Origin of the sequence: Candidatus Methylomirabilis limnetica, assembly GCF_003044035.1 — a bacterium.
Taxonomy (GTDB): Bacteria; Methylomirabilota; Methylomirabilia; order Methylomirabilales; family Methylomirabilaceae; genus Methylomirabilis; species Methylomirabilis limnetica.
Map to the genome: position 1 here is coordinate 12,725 of NZ_NVQC01000016.1, position 22,190 is coordinate 34,914.

Below are 22,190 nucleotides of genomic sequence, written 5' to 3' on the forward strand. Positions count from 1 at the left end.
CCAAGGGGCTCGCCTGTGAAGTGTCCCTACTGTGGCAGTCTTGAAGAAAAGGTCGTCGATTCTCGTGAGGGCAAGGATGGCGCGGTGGTTCGTCGCCGACGCCAATGCCAGCAGTGCCTCAAGCGCTTCACTACCTATGAGAGGATCGGTGAGATCCACTTCATGGTCATTAAGGCGGATGGACGCCGGGAACCATTCGACCGGCACAAGGTTCTGGGGGGATTGCTCAAAGCGACCCAGAAGCGGCCTGTCAGCGTCGTCCAGCTCGAGAAGATTGTCGATGAGATTGAGGGCCGCCTTGCGGAGAAGGCGGAGCGCGAAATGCCTTCTACTGAGATTGGTGAGCTGATCATGGAAAGGCTTTACGAAATCGATGAGGTGGCGTACGTCCGCTTTGCATCGGTCTATCGCCAGTTCAAAGACGTCCGTCAGTTCGTTGAGGAGGTCAAGGGCCTCCGGGGAGGGGGGAGGCGTCGGAGAGCCCCGTAGAGGATAGCGACGGGTCCTTCGGGGATCGGCTCTCGAAACGACGATGGAACTCACCTTCACGTACCTTGCATTGCTGTTCTACCTGAGCGCGAGTCTGGCGTATATGGGCTCCCTTGCAGCGCGGCCCGGCAAGCTCCTCAAGGTCGCGGGCATCCTAGCCCGGGCCGGGTTTGTTTTGCATACGGGGGCACTGGCGGTTCATCTCTACCAACAGGGCCGCCCGCCGGCCAATCTTGCCGATTGGCTCGCCTTCTATGCGTGGGCGACGGTTGCTGTGTATCTCGTCACCGAGGCGCACTACGAAAGTAAGGTGATCGGCTCGTTTGCGATCCCGCTGGTACTCCTCCTGCTCGGGGCATCGGCCGCCCTGCCCAAGACGATTGAAACCCTCTCCCCGCCGCTGAAGCACTTCGGGGTCTGGATGCACGTGATCCTGACCCTCCTCGGAAACGCCGCCTTTGCCCTCGCCTGCTGCGGGGCAGTGATGTTCCTGGTCCAGGAATGGCTGCTCAAATCCAAGCATCCAGGAGTACTCTTCGAGCGCCTTCCCTCATTGAAGCTCCTCGACGACCTGAGCTACTTCAGTCTCGTGCTGGGCTTTCCGCTGCTGACCCTTGGCTTGTTGAGCGGTGTGCTGGTAAGCTATTCCGTGTGGGGTTCTTTCCTGTCCTGGGACGGCAGACAGATATGGTCGTCCATCACATGGGTCTTCTATGCGGCCCTGTTGCATGGACGACTGGCAGGGGGCTGGCGGGGCCGGAAGGCCGCCATTCTGTCGATCATCGGATTCTGCGGGGTTGCCTTTGCTTCCCTCGCAGCGAATCTTATCATCAGAGGGACGCACGCGTTCTAATGGAAATCATTGTCCTCGGTCTGAGCTACAAGACAGCGCCGATTGAACTCCGGGAGAAGTTTCACGTCCCGGAGTCGGAGCTACCGGAAGTCCTGGAGCAGCTCGGCGGATGCGGGCAGATAGAAGAGCGGATGATCCTCTCCACCTGCAACCGGGTGGAGACGTACGCTGTCGTGGACGACGTAGATGGTGCGCGTCAGTTCCTTGTGGAGTTCCTGGCCGAGCGGCACAAGCTTCCGTTGCAGGCCTTCGAGTCCTCTATGTATCTGTTGACGGCCGATCAGGCCATTCGGCATATCTTCCGTGTTTCGTCGAGCCTTGACGCGATGGTGATTGGTGAATCTCAGATCCTGGGCCAGGTGAAGGCGGCGTACGCGATCGCCCTCGAACGGGATGCCACCGGCCCGATTCTCAATGCCCTTATGGAGAGGGCGTTGCGCGTCGCGAAGCGGGTGCGGACCGAGACCGGGATTGCAACCTTAGCCGTCTCGGTCTCCACCGCCGCCATCGAGCTGGCTAAGAAGATCTTCGGCGACCTGTCGGGCCGCACTATCATGCTGATCGGGGCAGGAAAGATGTCGGAGTTGTCGGCCAAGCACTTGCTGGCTGATGGTGTGAGTACGGTGATCGTGACCAATCGGCATTTCGATCGTGCGGTAGAATTGGCCGAGCGATGGGGCGGCCGGGCCGTTCCGTTCGATCACGCCAAGTCGGAGATGGTCCATGCCGATATCGTTATCAGTTCGACCGGAGCCCCGCATCATATCCTGTCCAAGGCTGACCTCCAGGAGATTGTCCTGCAGCGCCGTAATCGTCCGATCTTCGTAATCGATATCGCCGTTCCCAGGGATGTCGATCCCAAGGCCAACGAGATCGATAATGTGTACCTCTATGATCTTGATGACCTCCAGGGGGTGGTGCAGGCCAATCTTCTCGAGCGGCAGCGCGAGGCGGATCTGGCGGAGGCGTTGATCGACCGGGAGGTCGGGCAGTTTGCCGAGTGGCTTACGAGCCTCCATGTCGTCCCGACTATCGTCGCCATGCGTAAGAAGGTGGAATTAATCCGCGAGGAGGAACTCCAAAAGATTTTTGCGAAACTGCAAGACTTGACTCCAGAGGAGCGTCATACTATCTCCCTCATGACCGGCTCGATCGTGAACAAGATCCTGCACGAGCCGACGACAGAGCTGAAACGCCAGTCGTCCCTGAAAGAGGGCCACCTCTACGTAAATGTACTGCGGAGGCTCTTCGGCATCAGGGAGGAGTAGGGGCGCTGCTTGCTGCGCCAATGTACGGGTGCGAGGTGAAATATGCTGAAGCTGGGTACGCGTGGGAGTCCGCTGGCGCTGTGCCAGGCGGGGCTCGTTTCGGAAGGCCTGAGCCGGCAATGGCCTGGCCTGCAAGTCGTCATTGTTCCTATCCAGACCTCCGGTGATAAGTTTCTCGGTGCGGTCCTTTCGCAAGCCGGCGGAAAGGGCCTCTTTGTGAAGGAGCTCGAGGAGGCCCTGCTCGATAGCCGGATCGACCTTGCGGTCCACAGCCTGAAGGATCTGCCTGCGGAGCTGGCGCCAGGTCTTCGAGAGGGGGCCGTCATGTGCCGCGAAAACCCGCTCGATGCGCTTATTGCGAGGAACGGCCTTCGGTTTACCGAACTCCCCCATGGCGCCAGAATTGGAACCAGCAGCTTGCGCCGACAGGTCCAGCTCCTGCATCGTCGCCAAGACCTCCAGATCGTTCCCCTCCGCGGTAATGTGGGGACACGGCTGAAGAAGCTTGAGACGCTCGACATCGAGGCCGTGGTTCTGGCGGCCGCCGGGCTCATCCGCCTTGGTCTGCAGGATCGGATTACTGAGTGTTTGCAGCCGGATCTGTGTCTGCCGGCTATTGGCCAGGGAGCGCTGGCGATCGAAATCCGGGAGGACGATCAGCGAGTGGCCGATCTTATCGAGACGCTCAATCATCGCGAGACCAGACAGGTCACGATGGCGGAACGAGCCTTCCTGCGGCGCCTGGGCGGGAGCTGCGTGACCCCTATTGCCGCCTTCGGCCACATTGAAGGAACGACGCTCGGTCTCACTGGAATGGTCGCCAGCCTGGACGGCAAGCGGATGGTCAGACAAGCCATTCGGGGGGAGACCAGTGCGCCCGAGCAGGCAGGGCAGGCGTTGGCGGAGGCGCTGCTCGCCGCTGGAGCCGAGGAGATCCTTCGAGAGATTGATCCCCAGCTCTTAGAGAGGGGCAAATGACGGGGAAGGTCTATCTCATTGGCGCGGGGCCGGGTGATCCCGGCCTGTTTACTCTGCGTGGTGTCGCATGTCTCCGCGAGGCTGATGTGATTGTGTACGACTACCTCGCCAACCCGCGTCTCCTGTCCTATGCGAAGGCTGACGCCGAGCTGATCTACGTCGGCAAGAAGGGCGGCAACGCCGAAGCGGCCACACAGGAGGAGATCGGCCGTCTGCTGATCGACAAGGCGCTGACCGGAAAGGTAGTAGCGCGACTGAAAGGGGGCGACCCATTCATTTTCGGGCGGGGCGGAGAAGAAGGGGAGGAGCTATTCCATGCAGGTATCCCCTTCGAGGTCGTTCCAGGCATCACCTCCGCTATTGCCGTACCGGCGTATGCAGGCATCCCCCTCACTCACCGCGATTATGCCTCGACAGTGACCATTCTGACCGGACATGAGGATCCATCGAAACAGACGTCGGTAATCGCCTGGGACAAGGTGGCGACCGGCATCGGAACGTTGGTATTCCTGATGGGTGCCGGCAATCTTCCAACTATCATTGACAAGCTTCTCGGGCATGGTCGGTCCAAGGAGACGCCTGCCGCTGTCATGCACTGGGGCACCAAGCCCGAGCAGGAAACGGTAGCCGGTACGCTCGAGAACATCGTGGCGCTTGTCCAGATGCGCGGACTTGGGCCGCCGGCAGTCCTGGTGGTCGGCGATGTCGTCCGGCTTCGGGAGCGGTTGAACTGGTTCGAGCGGCGGCCACTCTTCGGGAAGCGGATCCTTGTGACCAGGACCAGTGAGCAGGCGGGTCGCTTTGCCGAGTTGCTGGAGGGACAAGGGGCGAAGGTTCTGGAGATTCCCCTCATTGAGATCGTGCCACCCAAGAGCTGGGAGCCGTTGGATCAGGCTATCGGGCGGCTCGAAAGCTATCAGTGGGTGATCTTTACCAGTGCGAACGGCGTCGATGCCTTTTTCCGCAGGCTACGGGAGCGTCGCCAGGATGCCAGACGTCTGGGCGCCGCCAGGATCTGTGCTATCGGACCTGCAACCGCCGAAGCACTAGAGAGACATGCCGTGATCCCCGACGTAGTCCCGGCTGAATTCCGCGCCGAAGGGGTCATCGAGGCGCTGAAGCCGTATGATCTGCAAGGGGTGAAGATCCTCCTGCCACGGGCCGAAGTCGCGAGGGATCTGTTGCCGAAGGATCTGGAGCGGCGGGGCGCAACCGTTGAGGTCGTGCCTGTCTACAGGACAATACAGTCGAGTACTGCCAGGGAAGTCTTGAAGCCGCTTCTCCAGGACCGGAAGATCGACCTCGTCACCTTTACCAGCTCCTCCACCGTCACCAACTTCGTGGAGGCGCTAGCGAAGGAAGACCTCAAGGCGATCTGCAACGGAGTACGCGTTGCGTGTATCGGCCCTATCACACAAAAGACAGCCGAAGGCTTCGGTCTACCGATCGACATCGTCCCGGAGCACTACACCATCCCATCCCTGGTTGACGCCATCGTCCAGTATTATCGAACACCAGGCGCAGGATAGCGCTAGCAGGAGATCCTGATATTCCTTAGGATATAGCATTCAACTGTAGGTCGGGTTAGCGCAGCGTAATCCTACACCACTCGGCTGACCGCTATTTTCTAAGGAACAGCCCATGTGCCACCGGCACACCACGGCGTACGAAAAGGCAACTTCACCCACCATCCTCACCTTCCCCCCCGGATCGAGTCCGGGGCAGGCTCTCATGGGTGGGAAGGGACCTCTTACGCGGACTCCTCCCCCCTCGGAGGGGGAGGATACGGGTGGGGGGGATTTTCTAAGGAAGACAGCAGTTCGCCATGGGCGTGTCGAAGGGTGAAGTAGGTCGGGTTAGCGTAGCGTAACCCGACACCACTCGGCTGACCGCTCTCTCAGAATGGCATTTTCGTGAGCCGTGGTGCGGCTGCGGCCGCATGAGGTGTTCCTTCTTCCGCCTGGTACTGAAAGCTGATCGCTGACGGCTGAAAGCTGACAGCTTCCAGGGAGCCACATGGGAGGATCGATTGGCTAAACGAAGTGACAGCGTAGTCGTGTTGTTGGTGATCCTCATATTGGGGGCATTGATAGGCACCGTGATAGGAGAGGTGATCGCCACCATAGCGCCCGGCGGGACACTGGAAAAGATCTTCAGCAAGGGGATCCATCCCGGTCTCTCCCCGCCCGCAACCCTCGACCTGAAGATACTGAGCATTTCCTTCGGTTTCACCGTGAAGATCAATCTCTCAAGCCTGCTGGGCATCGGCCTGGCCTTCTTGGTCTATCGGAAGCTGTGATTATCCTGGCCTCTGCTTCGCCCCGGCGAGAGACGCTGCTACAGGCGCTGTGGGTCGAGTACCGAGTCATCCCAAGCTTAGTTTCCGAAGCGGGTCCGCTTCCCGGGACGACGACGGCATCCCACGCCGAAAGCCTAGCTCTTCTAAAGGCGGCCGAGGTGGCAGCTCGGGTGGGGGAGGGGTTGGTCCTTGGTGCCGACACCATCGTCGAATGTGACGGTCGCCTCCTGGGTAAGCCGAAAGATCAAGGCGAGGCCCGCGGGTTTCTACGCCTGTTGAGCGGTCGGAGTCATCTCGTGGTGACCGGCCTCGCCCTCGTGGAGATCAGCGATGGTAGAACCGAGGTAGGACACGAGGTGACCGAGGTGCGGATGCGCGCTTTGACGAGCGAGGAGATTGACGCCTACGTGCAGACGGGCGAACCGTTAGATAAGGCCGGTGGCTACGCGATCCAGGGTGCTGCCGGGACCTTCATCGAGGGGATCAAAGGAAGCTTTACAAACGTGGTCGGACTCCCACTCGGCAGGCTACGAACCCTGCTTCTGCGTTTTGGCATCGATCCGCTCCATCGGCAGGTCTGAGGGCAGACTTTAGCGAACAGCCATCAGGAGTTGGCAGCCGTGCTCGGGCCAAGCCCATAGGCCCTCCGCCCCGCACGTGAGTATAGACCATCGTTGTGCTGACGTCTGCGTGCCGAGAAGTTTCTGGACCGTGCGAATGCCACACCCGCCCGCTTCGACTACACCCCGTTTGACCGCATGCCACCCCCGAATCTCGTAGAGGTGATGGCGCCGCCGGCCGCCGCCACTCATCGATACCCAGGTCTTCGAATACCCGCAAGTACCCCGCCAACCACCAGAGATCCGGGTTGAAGGGGGCCACATGCCCACGCCTGAAGTGTCGGATATCATCGTCCGCATTGCCCAGTAAGTCCCCTGGCCTCAGCGTAGGGGCGACCCTTGTGGTCGCCCAATCCGGGCAGGCACAAGGCCTGCCCCTACAAAGGGGAGGAGGATGGAGGGTGCACGCTACCAACTTTCATGCCCATGGGCGCACCGCAGGCGCATGGGGTATTGCTTCGAAAGTCCCCCCTCAACTTTCCCTTCCCCCCTGGGGGGGGAAGGGGGGGGGGGGGGGGGGGACTTTAGGGTCAATGACACACCCCTATCTCTTTGTTTTTACGTCACTAGTATCGTATTGCATTTTATGCATCACTATCGTAGAGTCCGTCCAAGAAGTGTCGGCTAATATCTGTTGTGCGGAAATGTGAAACACATGAATCAGCAACTCGTTAACGCCATCCGGAACAGGAAGATGATCGAGTTCGATTGCGGAGGTCATCACCGTGTAGCGGAGCCACACGTGTATGGACGCAACGGTGGTGCCGAGCAACTCTTGGTCCACCAAGTTGGAGGCGGTAGCTCGTCCGGGGGGCTTCCTGAGTGGAGACGTGTAGATGTTCCCCGAATGAGTGGATTGGTCACCCTGGACGACACCTTTCCTGGACCTAGGCCGAGTCCGTCTGGGCAACACAGCAGATGGGATGAGACCTATGAGATCGTGATATGACCTTTGGGCACTCTAACAGGGCGCTGCACGCGACGGCCTTGTTGGTGATTGTGAGCGGCCGCGCGTGAGCGCTGACGTTCAGCGATGAGATCATGAAACGAATCTGGATACCGCAAGTCGTCACGAGCGCGATGCTGCTATGGGCGCTCAGCCCGGACAATCCCTACGGATATTACATCCTTCTGCGTTGGGTGTGCTGTGCTGTCTTTGCCTATCTCGCGATTCAGGCGCTTGCCCAAGGGAAGCAGGGTTGGGTATGGGTTCTCGGCGTTACCGCGGTGGTTTACAATCCCATCATCCGAGTTCACCTGACAAGGCAGATTTGGTCAGTCATCAATGTGACCACCATAGTAGTAGCTGTGGCGTCGATCTTCGCTCTGAAAGACGAGTGTGGAAGGAAAGAATCATCGAACAAGACGGCTGCAGGCGACTCGCAATAGCTCGCGCCTAATCCGCAACGTTATCCATGCAAGGGAGAGCGACCGTGAAGATAATCATGACCTCATTGTTGCTGTTCCTGTTCGCGTTCGGGATAGGCGCCGCCGTCCATGCGCAAGGCATCGAATGGGAGACGCTCAATGATGAGGCCACCTCGCTGTACAAGCAAGGACACTATGACCGCGCGGTGGTCGTGGCGAAAAAGGCCTTGGCGGTCGCCGAGGAAGCGGTTGGGCGCGATCATCCCGCTGTGGCCACGAGCTTAAATAACCTCGCTTTGCTGTACAAGACCCAAGGCCAGTACGCGCAGGCTGAGCCGCTCTACAGGCGCTCACTGGCGATTTATGAGAAGGCCCTCGGCCCGAATCATCCTGCTGTCGCCACGAGCCTGAACAACCTCGCAGAGATCTACCACACCCAAGGCCAGTACGCGCAGGCTGAGCCGCTCTACAGGCGCTCACTGGCGATCCGGGAGAAGGCCCTCGGCCCGAATCATCCCGATGTGGCCATAAGCCTTGAGAATATGGCGGCGCTCTTTCGAAAAACCGGCCGGGAAAAGGAAGCAGAGGTACTAGAGAAGCGAGCCGCAGACATCCGGGCAATAAAGCGATGAAATCAAATGGCCAACAAGACACTGCACCTGATGGCAATTTCGCTACGCTCCATTGCCGCTGGTGAGCTTGGTGTTAGACCGATTCATGGATAGTTGATGCAACAAGGGGACGTGACCGCCAGGCGGTTTACGGAGCTTGAACGCCAGATGGCGAGAGTCCAACCCTCGGGTAACAGCCCCAGCGGGGAGTGGTATGAGTGGGCGACCAGCGTCCTCAATCTACTCCAGCGAGCCTTTGGCGCAGAATCGGCTCACCTTCAGAACTTTCAGCGTGTCTACAACAACTTCACAGGCTGGGGGTCCGACGTTGAGGCCGCAAAGGGAGTGTTCCGTGCCGCAAAGACTGATTATGACGGTGGCTACATCTTCAATCTCGAGACGGCCATCTCTGGTGAGATTTTCGGAGATTTCGTCGGCTTGGCAAAGCGCTCTCTGGCCGAAGGCCACAAGGATGTTGCAGCCGTTCTCGCCTGTGCTGCCCTCGAGGATGTCCTCAAACGTTTTGCCGCCCGGCATCGAATCGATACTGCCGATCGATCCATGCAGGACGTCGTCAACGCTCTCAAAGCAAAGGGCCTGGTAGGTGGCGCCCAGAAGACTCTTCTCGGCACGATGCCAAAGATCAGGGACTACGCAATGCATGCGGAATGGACAAAGATCGATCCCGCTGATGTAAGCAGCGTGATCGGTTTCGTCGAGCAATTTCTGATCTCTCACTTCTCGTAACAGCAGATAGCAGATCACTCCAGCGACTGGCACAAAAAGCCGTGCCAGTCGCTGAGCTTTGTCGTTCGACCCCGCCTGCGCAGGTGTCGTGGTGGAGTGAATGATCGTTGACAAGTTGTAATCGTTCGATTACAATCTTCCCATGTTCTTGATCAAACCCATGCCCGAATTTACCGAATGGCTGGACGTCTGTCCGATGCGTCGGTGCGCGGGGTGGTTGCGGCGCGCATCAAGCGCCTGGAGCGCGGCTTGATGGGGGACGTGGAGCCGGTTGGCGACGGGGTGTCAGAGATGCGCATTCATGTCGGCGCGGGCTGGCGCATGTATTTCGCGCAGCGTGGCGGTCAGTTGATTGTATTGCTCGTTGGCGGCTCCAAGCGTACCCAGAAGACTGACATCAAGCGCGCCAAGGCATTGGCGGCGCTATTGGATTGAGTGAAGGAGATGACCATGCCCCAACGTATCAAGGTGGCTGACTTGCCCGAGTTTGATGCCGCGCCGTATCTCGACAGCGAGGCGGCAGTTGCGGCGTACCTGACGGATATTCTAGAAGCGAACGATTCGTCTTTGCTGGCGTCGGCCTTGGGAGACATCGCTCGGGCGCGTGGCATGAGTGAGATTGCCAAGGCATCGGGACTGACCCGCGAAGCCTTGTACAAGGCGCTCAGACCCAATGCAAAGCCGCGCTACGACACCATCGCGAAAGTCTGTGGGGCGCTGGGGGTGCGGCTGGTGGCACAGGCGATTCATGCTTGAGTCTCCAAAGTCTGAGCGGTCGGGGAGATAGGTAACAAAACAGTCCGGGGACATAGGTTACACTTTGTGGCGTGCTAATCTACCATATTCATCCTTGATGCGCATATGTCGTTCATGGAGCCGGCCGAGTTTCAGCGGGCCGGTGTAGTAGACGTTCCAAATGCCATCGTCGATTTTTTCCAGGCCAACATACTCCCCTACGGGTTGGAGATGCTTCGCATTTCTCCCCCGCCTGCGCTAACCTGACCGCCGCTCAGCTTGAACATCGGTTCGACATCAGATCCTCCGCGGCCGTTAGAGTGATTGACACCGCCCCTATGTGTTGGTATTCTCTCCAACATGAAGGCAGTGCCCCTGCTTCACCGCCGAGTAGTTGTTGCCGTCGACGCATTCGTCGAGGTGGTGATTTGGCAAGTTCCGGAACCGGTTCCGCCGTCGACGCATGAATTGAAGTACCGGCTGGCCTATGTCGTTGGTGGGAAATGCGTGTTGCGTTACGACAACGAACGAGGAACAGGTGATCACCGACACACCGAAGCAGCCCAAGAGCCTTACAACTTTTCTACGCCGGATCAACTGATGACCGATTTCGAATCGGACGTGGCGAGGTGGAATCATGAACACGGTCGTTCTTGAAGTTCGGTCTCTCAAAGGCACGTTGGCCGATGCCGCAAGTACAATGAAAACTAGGCGCGCGGAGCGCGAGGCGCGCATCAGCTTCGCGACACCGGAACTGCTCTGGGAGGTGCTGACGGCCAAGCGGTGGGGACTTCTCAAAGCCCTTTGTGGGGCCGGCCCCGTATCGATCCGCGAGGCCGCGCGTCGGGTTGGGCGCGATGTGAAAGCCGTCCATGGCGACGTGACAGCACTCCTGGAGGCTGGGGTGCTGAGCCGCGTACCCGATGGGCGCATCGAGTTTCCGTTCGACGCTGTGAAAGTAGAGTTCCTACTGCGAGCGGCATAAGCCGGAGGCGGCTGATGCCTAACAAAGGCTTCAACCGGACACAGTACCACCCTTTCCACGTGTCGATTCCTGAAGGCCAAGATACCACCGGTCTTGTCATGGTCGAGCAGATCAAGTCGATCGATTTCCGTTGAACGGATAATAGGGACAGCGACCATTTAAGCTTGATACACAAAGAGGATGTGCCTAACAAATCGTTCCAGGGATGGCGTAAACGCCGCCGCTGAACTCGCCGTTATGCATCAGAAATCGCCGGACTAAATAAATAGGGATTATCGAATGGGGAAGTATTCAAAGCTCAGGGAGAAAATATTGGCTGGCGGTGCCGACTCAAACATCGAGTTCGCCGACCTGTGTAAGTTACTTGGCCGCCTTGGCTTTGAAGAACGGGTGAGGGGTGATCATCATATTTTCACCCTGGGTGGCGTTGCCGAGATCATCAATTTACAACCGAAGGGCAAAAAGGCTAAACCGTATCAAGTCAAGCAGGTCAGGAATACTCTTGTAACATATCGATTAGGAGAAGGCGATGTCGATTAAGTATGAACTCGTGATCTACTGGAGCGATGAGGATCAAAGCTTTGTGGTCGAGGTCCCAGAACTGCCTGGGTGCATGGCAGACGGAGAGACCTACGAGCAAGCTGTTGCGAATGCGCAAGAAGTGATCGAGGAGTGGATCGAGACCGCTCGGGAGCTCAATCGTCCAATTCCACAACCCCGGGGTCGGCTGATGTATGCATAATAATAACCGGTCGGGGAGATAGGTAACAAAACAGTCCGGAGACATGGGTTACATTTTATGACGTTGTAATCTACCATGTTCGTCCTCAACGCGCATGTGTCGTTCATGGAGCCGACCGAGCGTGTGCGGGCCGAAGTAGACGCTCCAGATGCCATCGTCGATTTCTTCCGGGCCTACATACTCCTCGACGTGTTGAAAATGCTTCGCATTTCTCCCCCGCCTGCGCGAACCTGACCGCCGGTCAGCCCGTATTGGGCACTAGGAAGTCGGCCCTCGCATTGACGCAAGTTCGTATGAGTGCTAACCTTCATTACTAGTATTATCCGCCGAGTACTTCCATGAGCGAGTTCAGGCCGAGATCGAGGCCTCCGGAAAGCATGCGCCCTCGGTGGGCTCGCTGAAGCGATACGCCGCTGCTGTTGGTTGTACACTCAAGAACAAACTTATCCCAACTGTGCCCAACCAAGCCTTCGAGCGGGCCTGCCGCATAAAGCTGCGGCAGGCCGCTTAACGTGAACATTCGGCGGCACGGAGAATTCGTATCGATTCGGATCGATCAAGAGGTATGCTGAAGCTGAAAGGGTTTCCGGTCGAAGGTCGGTAGGTTGTGCGGGAAGGGGGTTCCCTATGCCTGAGATCGTGCGGAACCGGAAGGAAGTAATCGAACGCCTGGAATCAGCCGAGGCCGCGATCCGTGCGCTGGGGGTTCGGCGGCTCGCGCTGTTTGGCTCGTTTGTTCGGGAAGCGGCGTCGCTCGACAGTGATGTCGATGTCCTGGTCGAGTTCGAGCCCGAACGGAAAACATACGACCGGTTTCTCGATCTCTCGGAACTCTTGGAGCGCCTGCTTGGACGTCGTGTTGAGATCGTGACGACCGAGTCGCTGAGTCCCCATCTCGGCGCTTATATCCTTTCCGAGGCCAGAGATGTCATTCGAGCCGCTTGAGTACCTGCGTCACATCCTCATCGAGGCAGACTATCTGGCCGAGCAGTGCGCATCGCTCAGTAAGGAGCAATTGCTGGCCGACGAAACCTTGCGCCGGGCGTTTGCGCGAAGTCTGGAGGTCATTGGTGAAGCCGCCAAGAAAGTACCCGATGCGTTTCGCGAGCAGCATCCCGAGGTGGAATGGCGGGCAATGGCCGGCATGCGCTACCGACTGATCCATGGGTACTTCGGTGTGGATTACGAGCTTGTGTGGGATGCCGTGAAGAACAAGGTACCCGTTTTGAGGGGTCAAATCGTAAACATCCTCCGTGATGCGGGCAGCCGCACCCAGCCCAAAGACCCGACGAGTCGTTGAACTGTACCCGGAAGACATCCCGCCGAATATCGGGATCGAGCGGACTGGCGGTGCCGGGACGGAACGGGGGATCGCTGCTTGCGGCTCATCGCGGGCATTGGCCCTGAGGTGGAGAATGCGGTATATTTGTGACCAAGTAAGGAGAACACCGTGACAACTGTGGAGACGATCGAGCGCGCCATCGAGCAACTTCCTTCCGAAGAACTCGCGAAGCTTCGACGCTGGTTCTTGGAGTTCGATGCTGCTGCTTGGGATGCCCAGATTGAGGCAGATGCTGCTGCCGGAAAGTTCGACGCGTTAGCTGAAGAGGCGCTAGCTGAATATCGCACCGGTAGGGCGCGCGAGATGTGAGGTACTTCACAATAATGCTTCTCTGGCTGCAATATTTGAGCAATACCCTATACGGCTCGGTCGTACCACGGCGCACGAGAATGCCATTCTGAGAGAGCGGCCAGCCGAGTGTTGTCGGGTTACGCTGCGCTAACCCGACCTACGGCTGACTACGGCTGACGGCTGATCGCCATTTTCTAAGGAATGTTCACACAGCTATGGTGAATCGGATCGACGCGAAGCAGGAATATATTCTGGGGATTACCGGGGCCAGCGGGGTCGTTCTTGGCATCCGGACGCTTGAGGTGCTCCAGGAACTGAGGCTGCCCGTCCATCTGATCGTGTCCGAAGGGGCGAAGGCGACACTTCGGGAAGAAAGCGGACGCACGATGGAGGATCTCAAGCGCCTTGCCACCTTTTTCCACGACGATCGGGACCTCGGCGCTTCCATCTCGAGCGGCTCCTACGTCTCGCCCAACGTGGCCGCGATGATTGTCTCGCCTTGCTCGATGAAGAGCCTGGCGGCCATCGCTACCGGTTACACCGAGACCTTGATCGCCAGAGCGGCTGACGTTGTCCTGAAGGAGGGGAAGCGCCTTGCTCTTGTGGTGAGGGAGAGCCCCTTTACCGCCATCCACCTGGAACAGATGTTGACATTGGCAAGGTCGGGCGTCAAAATCGTTCCGCCAGTGCCGCCGTTCTATCAGAGGGCACAAACGGTCGAGGAGTTAGTGGATCAGATCGTCGGACGGGCGCTGGATCAGATCGGTCTGCACACCGACTTACCAAATCGGTGGCTGGGCACAGGATAACGATCGAGGCGCTGCCGGCGAACGTACTCACCCGATTCGTTATCCACTTCCGTTCGGCGCCATTCCATGCTATACAGCTTGATCGAGTATTAGCGAGCTGCGTGGTCTGGCAGGGAAGCGAGGAGATTGGGGAAAGAGCTGTGTATAGTCGTCATTTTGAAGGATAATCTGACATGATGGGGCAGGGAACCTTCCAGTTTATTGCTAACGGTGGGATCACGATGGTGATCCTCGCCATATTCTCTATCTACTCACTCGCGGTGATCGGCGAGCGGTTCTATACATACTATAAGGCTCAGAAAGCTACCGAACAGGTAGCCGGGAAGGGGTTGCAGTATGTGGCGGATGGGAAAAGGGCGGAAGCGCTCCGTCTGTGCGAACAGAATGCCGGCAGCCCGGTTGGCAAGGTCCTGCAGGCCGGTCTCCTGGCCATCATCGACCAGGAATCTCCGGACCTCGCCGGTAAGCGATTTTCGCGTCGGCTCGAATCGTGCAAGGGGGCTATGCAACGGGCCACCTCCGCGGAGATCACCCGGCTGGAACGATACCTGGGCTCTCTCGCGACGCTCGGTAATGTCAGCCCATTTGTTGGCCTTTTCGGGACCGTTCTGGGGATCATTCGGGCCTTCGAGGCGATTGCCAAGACGGGGTCGGGTGGGATTGGTACGGTATCATCCGGGATAGCCGAAGCGCTCGTGGCAACAGCCGCGGGCTTGTTCGTGGCTATTCCTGCAGTGATTGCGTACAACTATTTTGTCGGCAGGGTCAAGGATTTTACCACGGCAATGGACAATGCGGCCTCGGAGATGGTGGACAGGCTATTGGATCAGGCCACCCATCATGGAGACTAAAGAGGATGGGCATGCAGACTAACAGTGGGAAAGATCGGCGGCTGCTTTCAGAGATCAACATCACTCCTTTGGTGGACGTGACCCTTGTCCTGCTGATCATCTTCATGGTGACGACCCCGATGCTCCAGCGTGGGACTGATGTCCAACTCCCGACAGCGCAGGCGTCGCAGGTGAAAGAGGAAGAGCGCATCACCTTGACGGTGACGAGAGACAGCCGCATCCTCGTCAATAATGAGGAGGTACCCCGGAAAGACCTTGAGACCCGCCTTAAATCCATGACCGGTTCCGGGAAGGAGCGGGTTCTCTACTTACGCGGCGATGCCAGGGTCCCTTATGGTTTCGTCATCGATGTGATGGATGCGATCAAATCTTCCGGCATCGAGACGGTTGGAATGATCACCGAGCGAGCAGAGTCCAGATAGCCCACTTCACCGCTGTGAGCCCACACCCGGTATGTTCAGACTGATCCTACGGGAAGAGAAGTTCTTTGAGTTCTTCGATGAGGCAGCCAATAATATATTGGAAGGCGCAAAAGTCCTCGTTCAGATGACCGATGAACACGACTCGGACCTTCAGGAACGCTGGAAGCGACTTGAGGAGCTCGAGCACGTGGGAGACAAGATCACCCACCAGATCATCCGAAAGCTGAACCGGACATTCATTACCCCCATCGAACGCGAAGACATTCACGGTCTGGCTGTGGCGCTGGACGACGTTATGGACCTGATCGAGGCGTCGGCTGCCCGCATGAGTCTTTACAAGATCAAACGGCCTACCGAAGAGTCCGGGAAGCTTGCCCAGGTCATCCTGAAATCGGCTGAGGAGATTGTCAAAGCGGTGTCAAGCCTCGAGCGAATGGACGACGTGATGGAGCATTGCATCGAGATCAATAGACTGGAGAACATGGCCGATGATATCAGCCGAGAGGCGATTGCCGACCTCTTTGACAAGGAGCACGATCCGATGGATGTTATCAAGTGGAAGGAGATTTACGAGACGATGGAGACGACCACCGACCGATGTGAAGATGTGGCCAACATCGTCGAATCCGTGGCATTGAAGAGTACCTGATCCGCAAGATCCACCAATCGAAAAGAGGCCGCAGTGGGGGGTTCGTAGGATGTTCGGACTTGGGATGCAAGAGCTGATTGTAATCTTTGTCATCGCGCTCTTAGTCTTCGGCCCCAAGAAACTGCCGGACCTTGCTCGATCGCTAGGCCGAGGTATGGCGGAGTTCAAGCGAGCCTCTGATGAGCTGAAGGAAGGATTGTCTACCGAGCTAGCGGAAGAGGAGGAGAAGGCAGGTGCGGTGGCAGAGCAGAAGACGCAAGCCGCCGAGGCTGAAACGCTTCCGACCGTAGGCCAGGAGGAAACGCCGAAGGGAAAGCACGAGACGCGGAATGTCTGATGAGAAGATGGCGTTTTTCTCCCACCTGGAGGAGCTCCGAAAGCGGATCCTCATATCCATAGTAGCCATCGGGATCGGGTTCATTGTCACCTTCAACTATTCGGAGACGATCCTTCGTGTTCTGAAGCGCCCCCTGACGACCGATCTCATTTTCTCCAGGACCTACCCCTTCCTACGATCCGCCCCACGCCAGGGCCCCCCCGTCGACCTGTTCTTCCTGGCGCCTGCCGAGGCCTTCTGGATGCACATGAAGATCGCCATTTTTGCCGGCCTTTTGTTAGTCCTGCCAATCGTCCTCTATCAGATCTGGAAGTTCATTGCGCCCGGCCTACTCGCTCACGAGAAGCGTTATGCCCTTCCCTTTGTGGTGCTGTCGACCGTCTTCTTTTTTTGCGGCCTGCTGTTCTGCTTCTACCTTGTCCTCCCGTTCGCCCTGAACTTTCTCCTGACGTACAAAACCGAAAATCTGAAGCCGATGATCTCCATCGGTAACTACATGGACTTTACCACAAAAGTCCTGTTGGGTTTCGGAGTAGTCTTTGAGCTCCCGTTAGTCATTGGACTTGCGGCCAAGATAGGGCTGGTCACGCCCCAGGTTCTTGCCAAGAATCGGAAGTACGCGATCCTGGCTGTCTTCACGATTGCAGCCATTCTGACCCCCACCCCGGACGTCTTCAACCAGACGCTGATGGCTGTGCCGATGTATCTACTCTATGAGGTCGGGATTCTCGGGGCACGCATTCTGGTCAAGAAACCGGCAGTCACCTCGCAGGAGGCGACGGAAGGAGTCTAAGACGTTAGAGGTCCCAGGGTTAGATGAGTGGCTCAGGCTCACGCATGCTTGAGGACGATCGTTTCGACCACGTTCGCTACATCCTCACAGCGGTCGGTCACACCTTCGAGCAATTCGTAGATCTCCTTCCACTTGGTCACCTCTAGAATCGGTTGCTCTCCTTCGAACAAGCCGGCGATCGCACGCCGATACAGATCGTCCGCCTCGTTCTCCAACCGATTGATCTCCACGCAGATCTCCTCCACCCCGACGAATCTGGGCAGGTCCCCAATCGCCTTCACGACCTGCTCGGCCGATGCTAGAATGAGGGCCACCATCTCGCGGGATATTCTCCTGCAAACGCCGTCACTTCTGCCCATCGTGTCATCAGAAACGAGTGATCGAATTCGGTGAATGGTTCCTGGATGATCTTGCTGTCACCATCCCTCAGCGTCACATTGTCTTCTCCGTCCCCAAGCTGATCCGCCAACGTGGGCGGAGATCGACCAGATGAGGGCGCATGGCGCTCCGCTCAGCCTGGTGTGTCGGACGTTGGGCGTCTCGCGGGCGGGCTTCTACAAATGGCAGCACAGCTCGGCGCCCACTCCACCGCGGCAGGAGCCGCGTGATAAGCGCTTGGCCCAGCGGATCCGGAGCACCCTGGGCCGGGAGGAGACCTTCGGCTGCCGCCGGGTGTGGGCCTGGCTGCGGTTGAAGGAGGGGGTCGTGGTCAATCGGAAGACGGTGCATCGGGATTATGCAACTGAAGGGCTGGCATCGCCCTGCCCGTCGGCCCAAGCCGACATGGGTGAGAGCTCGACCGTGGACCAGCCGGACCGACTCTGGGCCACCGATACGACGAAGATCTGGTGCGTCCGGGATGGCTAGGCTTCCCTGGTGGGCGTCCTTGATGCCGGGAGTCGCGAATGTGTGGGCGCTCGGCTCGCCCATCATGGCCGGGCGATCGAGGCCATCGATGCGCTGGAGCAAGGGATCGTCCAGCGCTATGGGGGTCTCCGCCAGGTGCCTGCGGGGCTGCGGCTCCGGCACAAGAACGGCTCCATCTTCCTGGCCCAGCTCTTTGTCGGCACCGCGCAGCAGCTCGCGATCACCCGGGAGTTCATCCTCCGCGACTCGCCGGAGTACAACGGGGTCATCGAGCGATTCTTCCGGACCCTGAAGCAGGAATGTGTCTGGCTGCATCACTTCGAGTCCTTCGAGGAGGCCGAACGCATCATCATGGACTGGATTGCGCGCTACAACACGGAACGGCAACACTCGGCCCTGGGGTATCTCACCCCTCGTGCTTGGCGTGAACAGTTCTACCAACTCTCCCAGGCGGCATAAGACTTGTTGACTTTCGAGGGGGCACTACACTGACTACCATGATTGTTTCTGGTTCTCCCGCCTCGACCGCGCATCCAAGGATGATCAGACCTTCAAGTCTGGAGTCGCCGTAAGGAAAGGGAGAGGCACGATCTATAGATGGGGCGAGAAGCGTCCTGAAAAGGAGCCGGCTCATCTTCGGACCCACCGCGGAGGCAGGCTAGGTCTGCACTAACCGCAAGACTCGTTGCGATGCGGTAGTGAAATCACTGCTGCGTGGGCAGCAGTGGGCAATTAGAATATCCCACACGAGGTGTTGCACAAGTTAGCACAAGGAACCGGGGAGCATATGCGCAGACATGTTTTAACCGTTTTCGCCATGCTTCTCGCCTGGATACTTGATTGTAGTGCCGCCCCTTTCATGACGTGCAGCAGCAGTTACCTATCGAACGGATGGTTCTAATATGATGTCAAACTGTGGGATGATCCTTTTTTCAAGCAAGTAGATTTATTTGGACTGGTTTTACCGTCCGTCACAAATCCAGTGGCAATTGGACAAACAGATGTTATATCCTTGGTAATTCACCTTCAACGACGTGGACGTCATCCATCCCCTTGGATACTATGGGGAGCTACTTTCAGTTGCTCCTTTTCTTTACCGAACAGCATCCTGAGCTTATTGAATAGCGACAACGTTACGGAGAACGACGGGGCCTCGTGAGCCAAGTCTTAAGGACCGCGGGCATGAAACACGAGATCGACGGCGCTATCATCAAGGCGGCGACCAAGCGCACAAGGAACATCGCCTGCCTGAAAAGCGCGGGGCACATATACTGCTCCGTGAATCAATGCCTCATGCATAGGATTTGTCTTATCGAATGCCGCGGAGACAAGCCCTGCGCCTATAAGAGCACGATGGATAACTTCCCCATCTGCACATGCCCTGTCAGGAAAGAGATCGTTAAACGTTACGGCAAATGACCGAGACGGCCTCACTCGATACGGAGCGACGCTGCCATGAAAAAACTTCTGCACGTTATCGCCAGCCCGCGGGGCGAAAAATCGCGAACCCTGCAGGTGGCATCCGCCTTTCTTGAACGCTTTCGCGAGCTGCATCCGGAATGGATGATCGATGAGATCAACCTGTTTACCGACCCGCTGCCCGTGCTGGCGGCGCGCCAGGTGGATGGCAAGTACATGCTGCTTGGCGGCAAGGAGCTTTATGGCGAGCTACGCGAAACATGGGAGGACATTGAGCAGCACATCGCCCGCTTCAAGGGGGCGGATGCCTACCTGATCAGCACGCCCATGTGGAATTTCAATGTCCCGTACGTATTGAAGCAGTATATCGATATCCTCGTGCAGCCCCGGTATCTGTTTCAGTATGTCCACGGTCATACGGAGGGACTGCTGAAAGGGCGGCCCATGGTGGTGATTTCCTCACGGGGAGGGGACTATACCACGCCGGAAACCCAGTCGTTCGATCATGTGGAATCCTATCTGCGGGTCGTCTTCGGATTTGTCGGGATTACGGCGATTGAGTTTATTAAGGTTGAACCACTGGATGGGGTGTCCGCAGAGGCGGTACGACACACCGTGGAAGCCGCCCGCGGAGCGGCGCGCGAGGCGGCGGCGCGGATCCCTGCTTGAGGAGCAGTCATGGCACGTGACATTCCAATCGGCAACGGACAAATCCTGGTGGCCTATGACACGGACGGCTTAGTGCGGGATATCTATTATCCGCATGTCGGTCAGGAAAACCATGTCGGTGGGGCGGTGTTTCGTGTGGGCCTGTGGGAAGACAGCGCTTTTGAATGGCTGCCGAACGGCTGGGAACGAAGCGTCCAGTATCTGGACGACACGCTGGTCACCAGGGTGCTCTGGACGCATCCCGGAAAGGCCCTGAAGATGTGTTTCAACGACCTGGTCGACTTCCATGACAGCCTTTACCTGCGTCGCATCACGGTGACCAATCTCAGCAATCGAGCCCGCCGCCTTCGCCTGTTCTTCGGGTTTGATTTCAGCATCAGCGGTAACGACATCGGCGATACCGCCGCACTGAGGCTGGAGGCGGGCGGGCTCTTGCATTATAAGAACGACCGCTATTTCCTGATCAATGCCTTACTTTGCGGGCGGCACGGGTTCGATCAATTCGCCACCGGGAACAAGCGGCGCCAGGCATTTGAAGGCACGTGGAAGGATGCGGAGGACGGGAACCTCGGCGGAAACGCCATCGCCCAGGGCTCCGTGGACTCGGTGGCTGCGCTGCATATCAACGTGGAACCGGAAGGTGCGGAAATTGCCTGGTTATGGATCAGCATTGGAAAAGACTGGAACGCGGTGCAGGGGCTGAACCGGACGGTCATCCGCCGCGGGCCAGCCCGCTTCTTCCAGCGGACCCATGACTACTGGCGTCTGTGGTCGCGCAAGGAACCTTTTTCTGTGGAAGGCTTGCCGGATGCCGTGATGCGGCTCTATCGGCGCAGCCTGCTGATCATGCGCACGCAGATTGATCGGAACGGAGCCATTGTTGCCGCCAATGATTCGGACAATATCCAGTTCAATCGCGACACCTACAGCTATGTGTGGCCGCGAGATGGCGCGCTGGTGGCCCACGCCCTTGACTTGGCGGAGTACCCTGAGACCAGCAGAATGTTTTTCCGATTTTGTGCAGGGGTGGTGGAGCGCGAGGGCTACTTCCTGCATAAATACACGCCTGCCGGGATGCCCGCCAGTTCCTGGCATCCCTGGGTCAAGGATGCGCGCGGCCAGTTGCCGATCCAGGAGGATGAAACTGCTTTGGTGATATGGGCGCTGTGGGAACACTATCGCCGGTTCCGGGACATCGAATTCATTTCCCCGCTTTACCGTCCGCTCATCAAGAACGGCGCCAACTTCCTGATGAACTACCGTGATCTCAAGACGGGGCTTCCGCTGGCGAGCTATGACCTCTGGGAGGAACGGCAGGAAGTCCTGACATTTACAGTGGCGGCGGTTTACGGCGGTCTGATGGCGGCGGCTCATTTTGTGGAAGCTTTTGGAGAGCATGAACTTGCCGGGGATTACCGGGCGGGCGCCGCAACCCTGCGCGAGGCGGCGATACGTCACCTGTTCCTGCCGGAGACCCAGTGCTTTGCCCGCGGCGCGATGTTCCCGCCGGATGGCGGTGCGCCGGTGCTGGATCGTACGGTGGATGCAAGCGCATGTGGCGTGTTTGCCTTCGGCATGCTGCCGGCCGATGATTCCAGGGTGCAGAGTACGCTGAAACACCTGCATGCGAAGCTATGGTGCCGGACGGAGGTTGGGGGACTTGCGCGGTACGAGAACGATCCCTATTTCCGGGAGAACACACAGGTGCCGGGCAATCCCTGGTTCGTGACGACGCTCTGGTATGCCCAATATCTGATCGCATCGGCCCGGAGGCGGGCGGATCTGATCCCCGCTTTGGCGATCCTGGAATGGACCGCGGCCCATGCGCTACCAAGCGGGGTGTTGGCGGAGCAGCTAGATCCACAGTCCGGTCGGCCGCTATCGGTATCTCCGCTCACCTGGAGCCACGCCGCATTTGTCACCGCCGTCCGTGAGTACCAGCAGCAAGCTGACCGTCTGCCCTTGTGATCGTTGAAAAGCCATTACGATTCTCCCGTTTCCGCCGGCCCTGGGTTTCTGCATCACATTCGACTCAACAGAACAGGC

33 protein-coding genes are annotated in these 22,190 nt (G+C 58.1%); 31 read left to right on the top strand and 2 right to left on the bottom strand.

Annotated features, from left to right (window positions below; genetic code table 11):
• Positions 1–15: 15 nt before the first annotated feature.
• From nrdR to CLG94_RS04515, 7 genes are all read left to right on the top strand, one after another.
• On the top strand, positions 16–489 hold the full coding sequence (gene nrdR / locus CLG94_RS04485; protein ID WP_107561674.1) for a transcriptional regulator NrdR: 474 nt from the start codon (positions 16–18) through the stop codon (positions 487–489).
• A gap of 43 nt (positions 490–532) precedes the next feature.
• The gene (gene ccsA, locus CLG94_RS04490) at positions 533–1,342 is read left to right on the top strand and encodes a cytochrome c biogenesis protein CcsA (RefSeq protein ID WP_107561675.1); all 810 of its coding nucleotides are present in this window, start codon (positions 533–535) and stop codon (positions 1,340–1,342) included.
• Entirely contained in the window at positions 1,342–2,610 is a 1,269-nt protein-coding gene (hemA, locus tag CLG94_RS04495) for a glutamyl-tRNA reductase (protein ID WP_107561676.1), read from the top strand. The genes ccsA and hemA overlap by 1 nt, the downstream gene beginning before the upstream one ends.
• Before the next feature lie 42 nt (positions 2,611–2,652).
• Positions 2,653–3,588: a hydroxymethylbilane synthase gene (gene hemC, locus CLG94_RS04500; protein WP_107561677.1), complete on the top strand. Its 936-nt coding sequence runs from the start codon at positions 2,653–2,655 to the stop codon at positions 3,586–3,588.
• Positions 3,585–5,117, top strand: coding sequence for a uroporphyrinogen-III C-methyltransferase (gene cobA / locus CLG94_RS04505; protein ID WP_107561678.1), 1,533 nt, complete (start codon positions 3,585–3,587; stop codon positions 5,115–5,117). The genes hemC and cobA overlap by 4 nt, the downstream gene beginning before the upstream one ends.
• A gap of 500 nt (positions 5,118–5,617) precedes the next feature.
• The gene (locus tag CLG94_RS04510; protein ID WP_239993116.1) at positions 5,618–5,887 is read left to right on the top strand and encodes a DUF4321 domain-containing protein; all 270 of its coding nucleotides are present in this window, start codon (positions 5,618–5,620) and stop codon (positions 5,885–5,887) included.
• Complete coding sequence (locus tag CLG94_RS04515) at positions 5,884–6,468, top strand: Maf family protein (protein WP_107561680.1); 585 nt, start codon at positions 5,884–5,886, stop codon at positions 6,466–6,468. Before CLG94_RS04510 ends, CLG94_RS04515 begins: the two co-directional genes overlap by 4 nt.
• 9 nt (positions 6,469–6,477) lie before the next feature.
• Here the strand turns inward: CLG94_RS04515 and CLG94_RS12980 are convergent, their stop codons facing one another.
• Complete coding sequence (locus CLG94_RS12980) at positions 6,478–6,699, bottom strand: site-specific integrase (RefSeq protein WP_133174639.1); 222 nt, start codon at positions 6,697–6,699, stop codon at positions 6,478–6,480.
• Positions 6,700–7,548: 849 nt separating this feature from the next.
• Between CLG94_RS12980 and CLG94_RS04525 the strand changes: the two genes are divergently transcribed.
• From CLG94_RS04525 to tatC, 19 genes are all read left to right on the top strand, one after another.
• The gene (locus tag CLG94_RS04525; protein WP_107561682.1) at positions 7,549–7,896 is read left to right on the top strand and encodes a DUF6804 family protein; all 348 of its coding nucleotides are present in this window, start codon (positions 7,549–7,551) and stop codon (positions 7,894–7,896) included.
• Between the two features lie 44 nt (positions 7,897–7,940).
• The gene (locus tag CLG94_RS04530; protein WP_239993117.1) at positions 7,941–8,507 is read left to right on the top strand and encodes a tetratricopeptide repeat protein; all 567 of its coding nucleotides are present in this window, start codon (positions 7,941–7,943) and stop codon (positions 8,505–8,507) included.
• Positions 8,508–8,603: 96 nt separating this feature from the next.
• On the top strand, positions 8,604–9,233 hold the full coding sequence (locus CLG94_RS13555; protein WP_239993118.1) for a DUF4145 domain-containing protein: 630 nt from the start codon (positions 8,604–8,606) through the stop codon (positions 9,231–9,233).
• Positions 9,234–9,410: 177 nt separating this feature from the next.
• Positions 9,411–9,668, top strand: coding sequence for a type II toxin-antitoxin system RelE/ParE family toxin (locus CLG94_RS04540; RefSeq protein WP_239993119.1), 258 nt, complete (start codon positions 9,411–9,413; stop codon positions 9,666–9,668).
• Positions 9,669–9,683: 15 nt separating this feature from the next.
• Positions 9,684–9,989, top strand: coding sequence for an addiction module antidote protein (locus CLG94_RS04545; protein ID WP_432264757.1), 306 nt, complete (start codon positions 9,684–9,686; stop codon positions 9,987–9,989).
• Between the two features lie 339 nt (positions 9,990–10,328).
• Positions 10,329–10,625 (top strand): toxin-antitoxin system TumE family protein, encoded by a 297-nt coding sequence (locus tag CLG94_RS04555; RefSeq protein WP_107561684.1) that lies wholly within the window; start codon positions 10,329–10,331, stop codon positions 10,623–10,625.
• Positions 10,606–10,953 (top strand): HVO_A0114 family putative DNA-binding protein, encoded by a 348-nt coding sequence (locus CLG94_RS04560; protein WP_107561685.1) that lies wholly within the window; start codon positions 10,606–10,608, stop codon positions 10,951–10,953. The genes CLG94_RS04555 and CLG94_RS04560 overlap by 20 nt, the downstream gene beginning before the upstream one ends.
• A 14-nt stretch (positions 10,954–10,967) precedes the next feature.
• Positions 10,968–11,087, top strand: a complete 120-nt coding sequence (locus CLG94_RS13560; RefSeq protein WP_239993120.1) for a type II toxin-antitoxin system PemK/MazF family toxin — start codon at positions 10,968–10,970, stop codon at positions 11,085–11,087.
• 145 nt (positions 11,088–11,232) lie between these two features.
• A complete protein-coding gene (locus CLG94_RS04565) occupies positions 11,233–11,493 on the top strand; it encodes a type II toxin-antitoxin system HicA family toxin (protein ID WP_107561686.1) in 261 nt (86 codons plus the stop codon).
• Positions 11,483–11,695, top strand: coding sequence for a type II toxin-antitoxin system HicB family antitoxin (locus CLG94_RS04570; RefSeq protein WP_107561687.1), 213 nt, complete (start codon positions 11,483–11,485; stop codon positions 11,693–11,695). Before CLG94_RS04565 ends, CLG94_RS04570 begins: the two co-directional genes overlap by 11 nt.
• 627 nt (positions 11,696–12,322) lie before the next feature.
• Entirely contained in the window at positions 12,323–12,640 is a 318-nt protein-coding gene (locus CLG94_RS04580) for a nucleotidyltransferase family protein (protein WP_107561688.1), read from the top strand.
• Positions 12,621–12,995 carry a HepT-like ribonuclease domain-containing protein gene (locus CLG94_RS04585; protein ID WP_107561689.1) on the top strand — a complete coding sequence of 125 codons (375 nt, stop codon included), beginning with the start codon at positions 12,621–12,623 and terminating at the stop codon, positions 12,993–12,995. Before CLG94_RS04580 ends, CLG94_RS04585 begins: the two co-directional genes overlap by 20 nt.
• A gap of 150 nt (positions 12,996–13,145) precedes the next feature.
• A complete protein-coding gene (locus CLG94_RS04590) occupies positions 13,146–13,346 on the top strand; it encodes a hypothetical protein (RefSeq protein WP_107561690.1) in 201 nt (66 codons plus the stop codon).
• Positions 13,347–13,543: 197 nt separating this feature from the next.
• The gene (locus tag CLG94_RS04595; RefSeq protein ID WP_107561691.1) at positions 13,544–14,137 is read left to right on the top strand and encodes a UbiX family flavin prenyltransferase; all 594 of its coding nucleotides are present in this window, start codon (positions 13,544–13,546) and stop codon (positions 14,135–14,137) included.
• A 173-nt stretch (positions 14,138–14,310) separates the two neighbouring features.
• Positions 14,311–14,988: a MotA/TolQ/ExbB proton channel family protein gene (locus tag CLG94_RS04600; protein ID WP_107561692.1), complete on the top strand. Its 678-nt coding sequence runs from the start codon at positions 14,311–14,313 to the stop codon at positions 14,986–14,988.
• Positions 14,989–14,993: 5 nt separating this feature from the next.
• Positions 14,994–15,410, top strand: coding sequence for an ExbD/TolR family protein (locus CLG94_RS04605; protein ID WP_239993121.1), 417 nt, complete (start codon positions 14,994–14,996; stop codon positions 15,408–15,410).
• A gap of 31 nt (positions 15,411–15,441) precedes the next feature.
• Complete coding sequence (locus tag CLG94_RS04610; RefSeq protein ID WP_107561693.1) at positions 15,442–16,059, top strand: DUF47 domain-containing protein; 618 nt, start codon at positions 15,442–15,444, stop codon at positions 16,057–16,059.
• 49 nt (positions 16,060–16,108) lie between these two features.
• Positions 16,109–16,396 carry a twin-arginine translocase TatA/TatE family subunit gene (locus CLG94_RS04615; protein ID WP_107561694.1) on the top strand — a complete coding sequence of 96 codons (288 nt, stop codon included), beginning with the start codon at positions 16,109–16,111 and terminating at the stop codon, positions 16,394–16,396.
• Complete coding sequence (gene tatC / locus CLG94_RS04620) at positions 16,389–17,189, top strand: twin-arginine translocase subunit TatC (RefSeq protein WP_107561695.1); 801 nt, start codon at positions 16,389–16,391, stop codon at positions 17,187–17,189. Before CLG94_RS04615 ends, tatC begins: the two co-directional genes overlap by 8 nt.
• A gap of 38 nt (positions 17,190–17,227) precedes the next feature.
• Here tatC and CLG94_RS04625 read toward each other — a convergent pair whose 3' ends face one another.
• On the bottom strand, positions 17,228–17,506 hold the full coding sequence (locus CLG94_RS04625) for a DUF47 domain-containing protein (RefSeq protein ID WP_161954023.1): 279 nt from the start codon (positions 17,504–17,506) through the stop codon (positions 17,228–17,230).
• 8 nt (positions 17,507–17,514) lie between these two features.
• Here CLG94_RS04625 and CLG94_RS04630 point away from each other — a divergent pair, with 8 nt between their 5' ends.
• From CLG94_RS04630 to CLG94_RS04655, 5 genes are all read left to right on the top strand, one after another.
• A complete protein-coding gene (locus CLG94_RS04630; protein WP_107561697.1) occupies positions 17,515–17,682 on the top strand; it encodes a transposase zinc-binding domain-containing protein in 168 nt (55 codons plus the stop codon).
• Positions 17,679–18,056 carry an IS3 family transposase gene (locus CLG94_RS04635; RefSeq protein ID WP_107561698.1) on the top strand — a complete coding sequence of 126 codons (378 nt, stop codon included), beginning with the start codon at positions 17,679–17,681 and terminating at the stop codon, positions 18,054–18,056. The genes CLG94_RS04630 and CLG94_RS04635 overlap by 4 nt, the downstream gene beginning before the upstream one ends.
• Before the next feature lie 9 nt (positions 18,057–18,065).
• The gene (locus tag CLG94_RS04640; protein WP_161954024.1) at positions 18,066–18,515 is read left to right on the top strand and encodes an integrase core domain-containing protein; all 450 of its coding nucleotides are present in this window, start codon (positions 18,066–18,068) and stop codon (positions 18,513–18,515) included.
• 996 nt (positions 18,516–19,511) lie between these two features.
• Entirely contained in the window at positions 19,512–20,144 is a 633-nt protein-coding gene (locus tag CLG94_RS04650; RefSeq protein WP_107561701.1) for an FMN-dependent NADH-azoreductase, read from the top strand.
• A gap of 9 nt (positions 20,145–20,153) precedes the next feature.
• Positions 20,154–22,112, top strand: a complete 1,959-nt coding sequence (locus CLG94_RS04655; RefSeq protein ID WP_107561702.1) for a glycoside hydrolase family 15 protein — start codon at positions 20,154–20,156, stop codon at positions 22,110–22,112.
• The last annotated feature ends 78 nt before the right edge of the window (positions 22,113–22,190 follow it).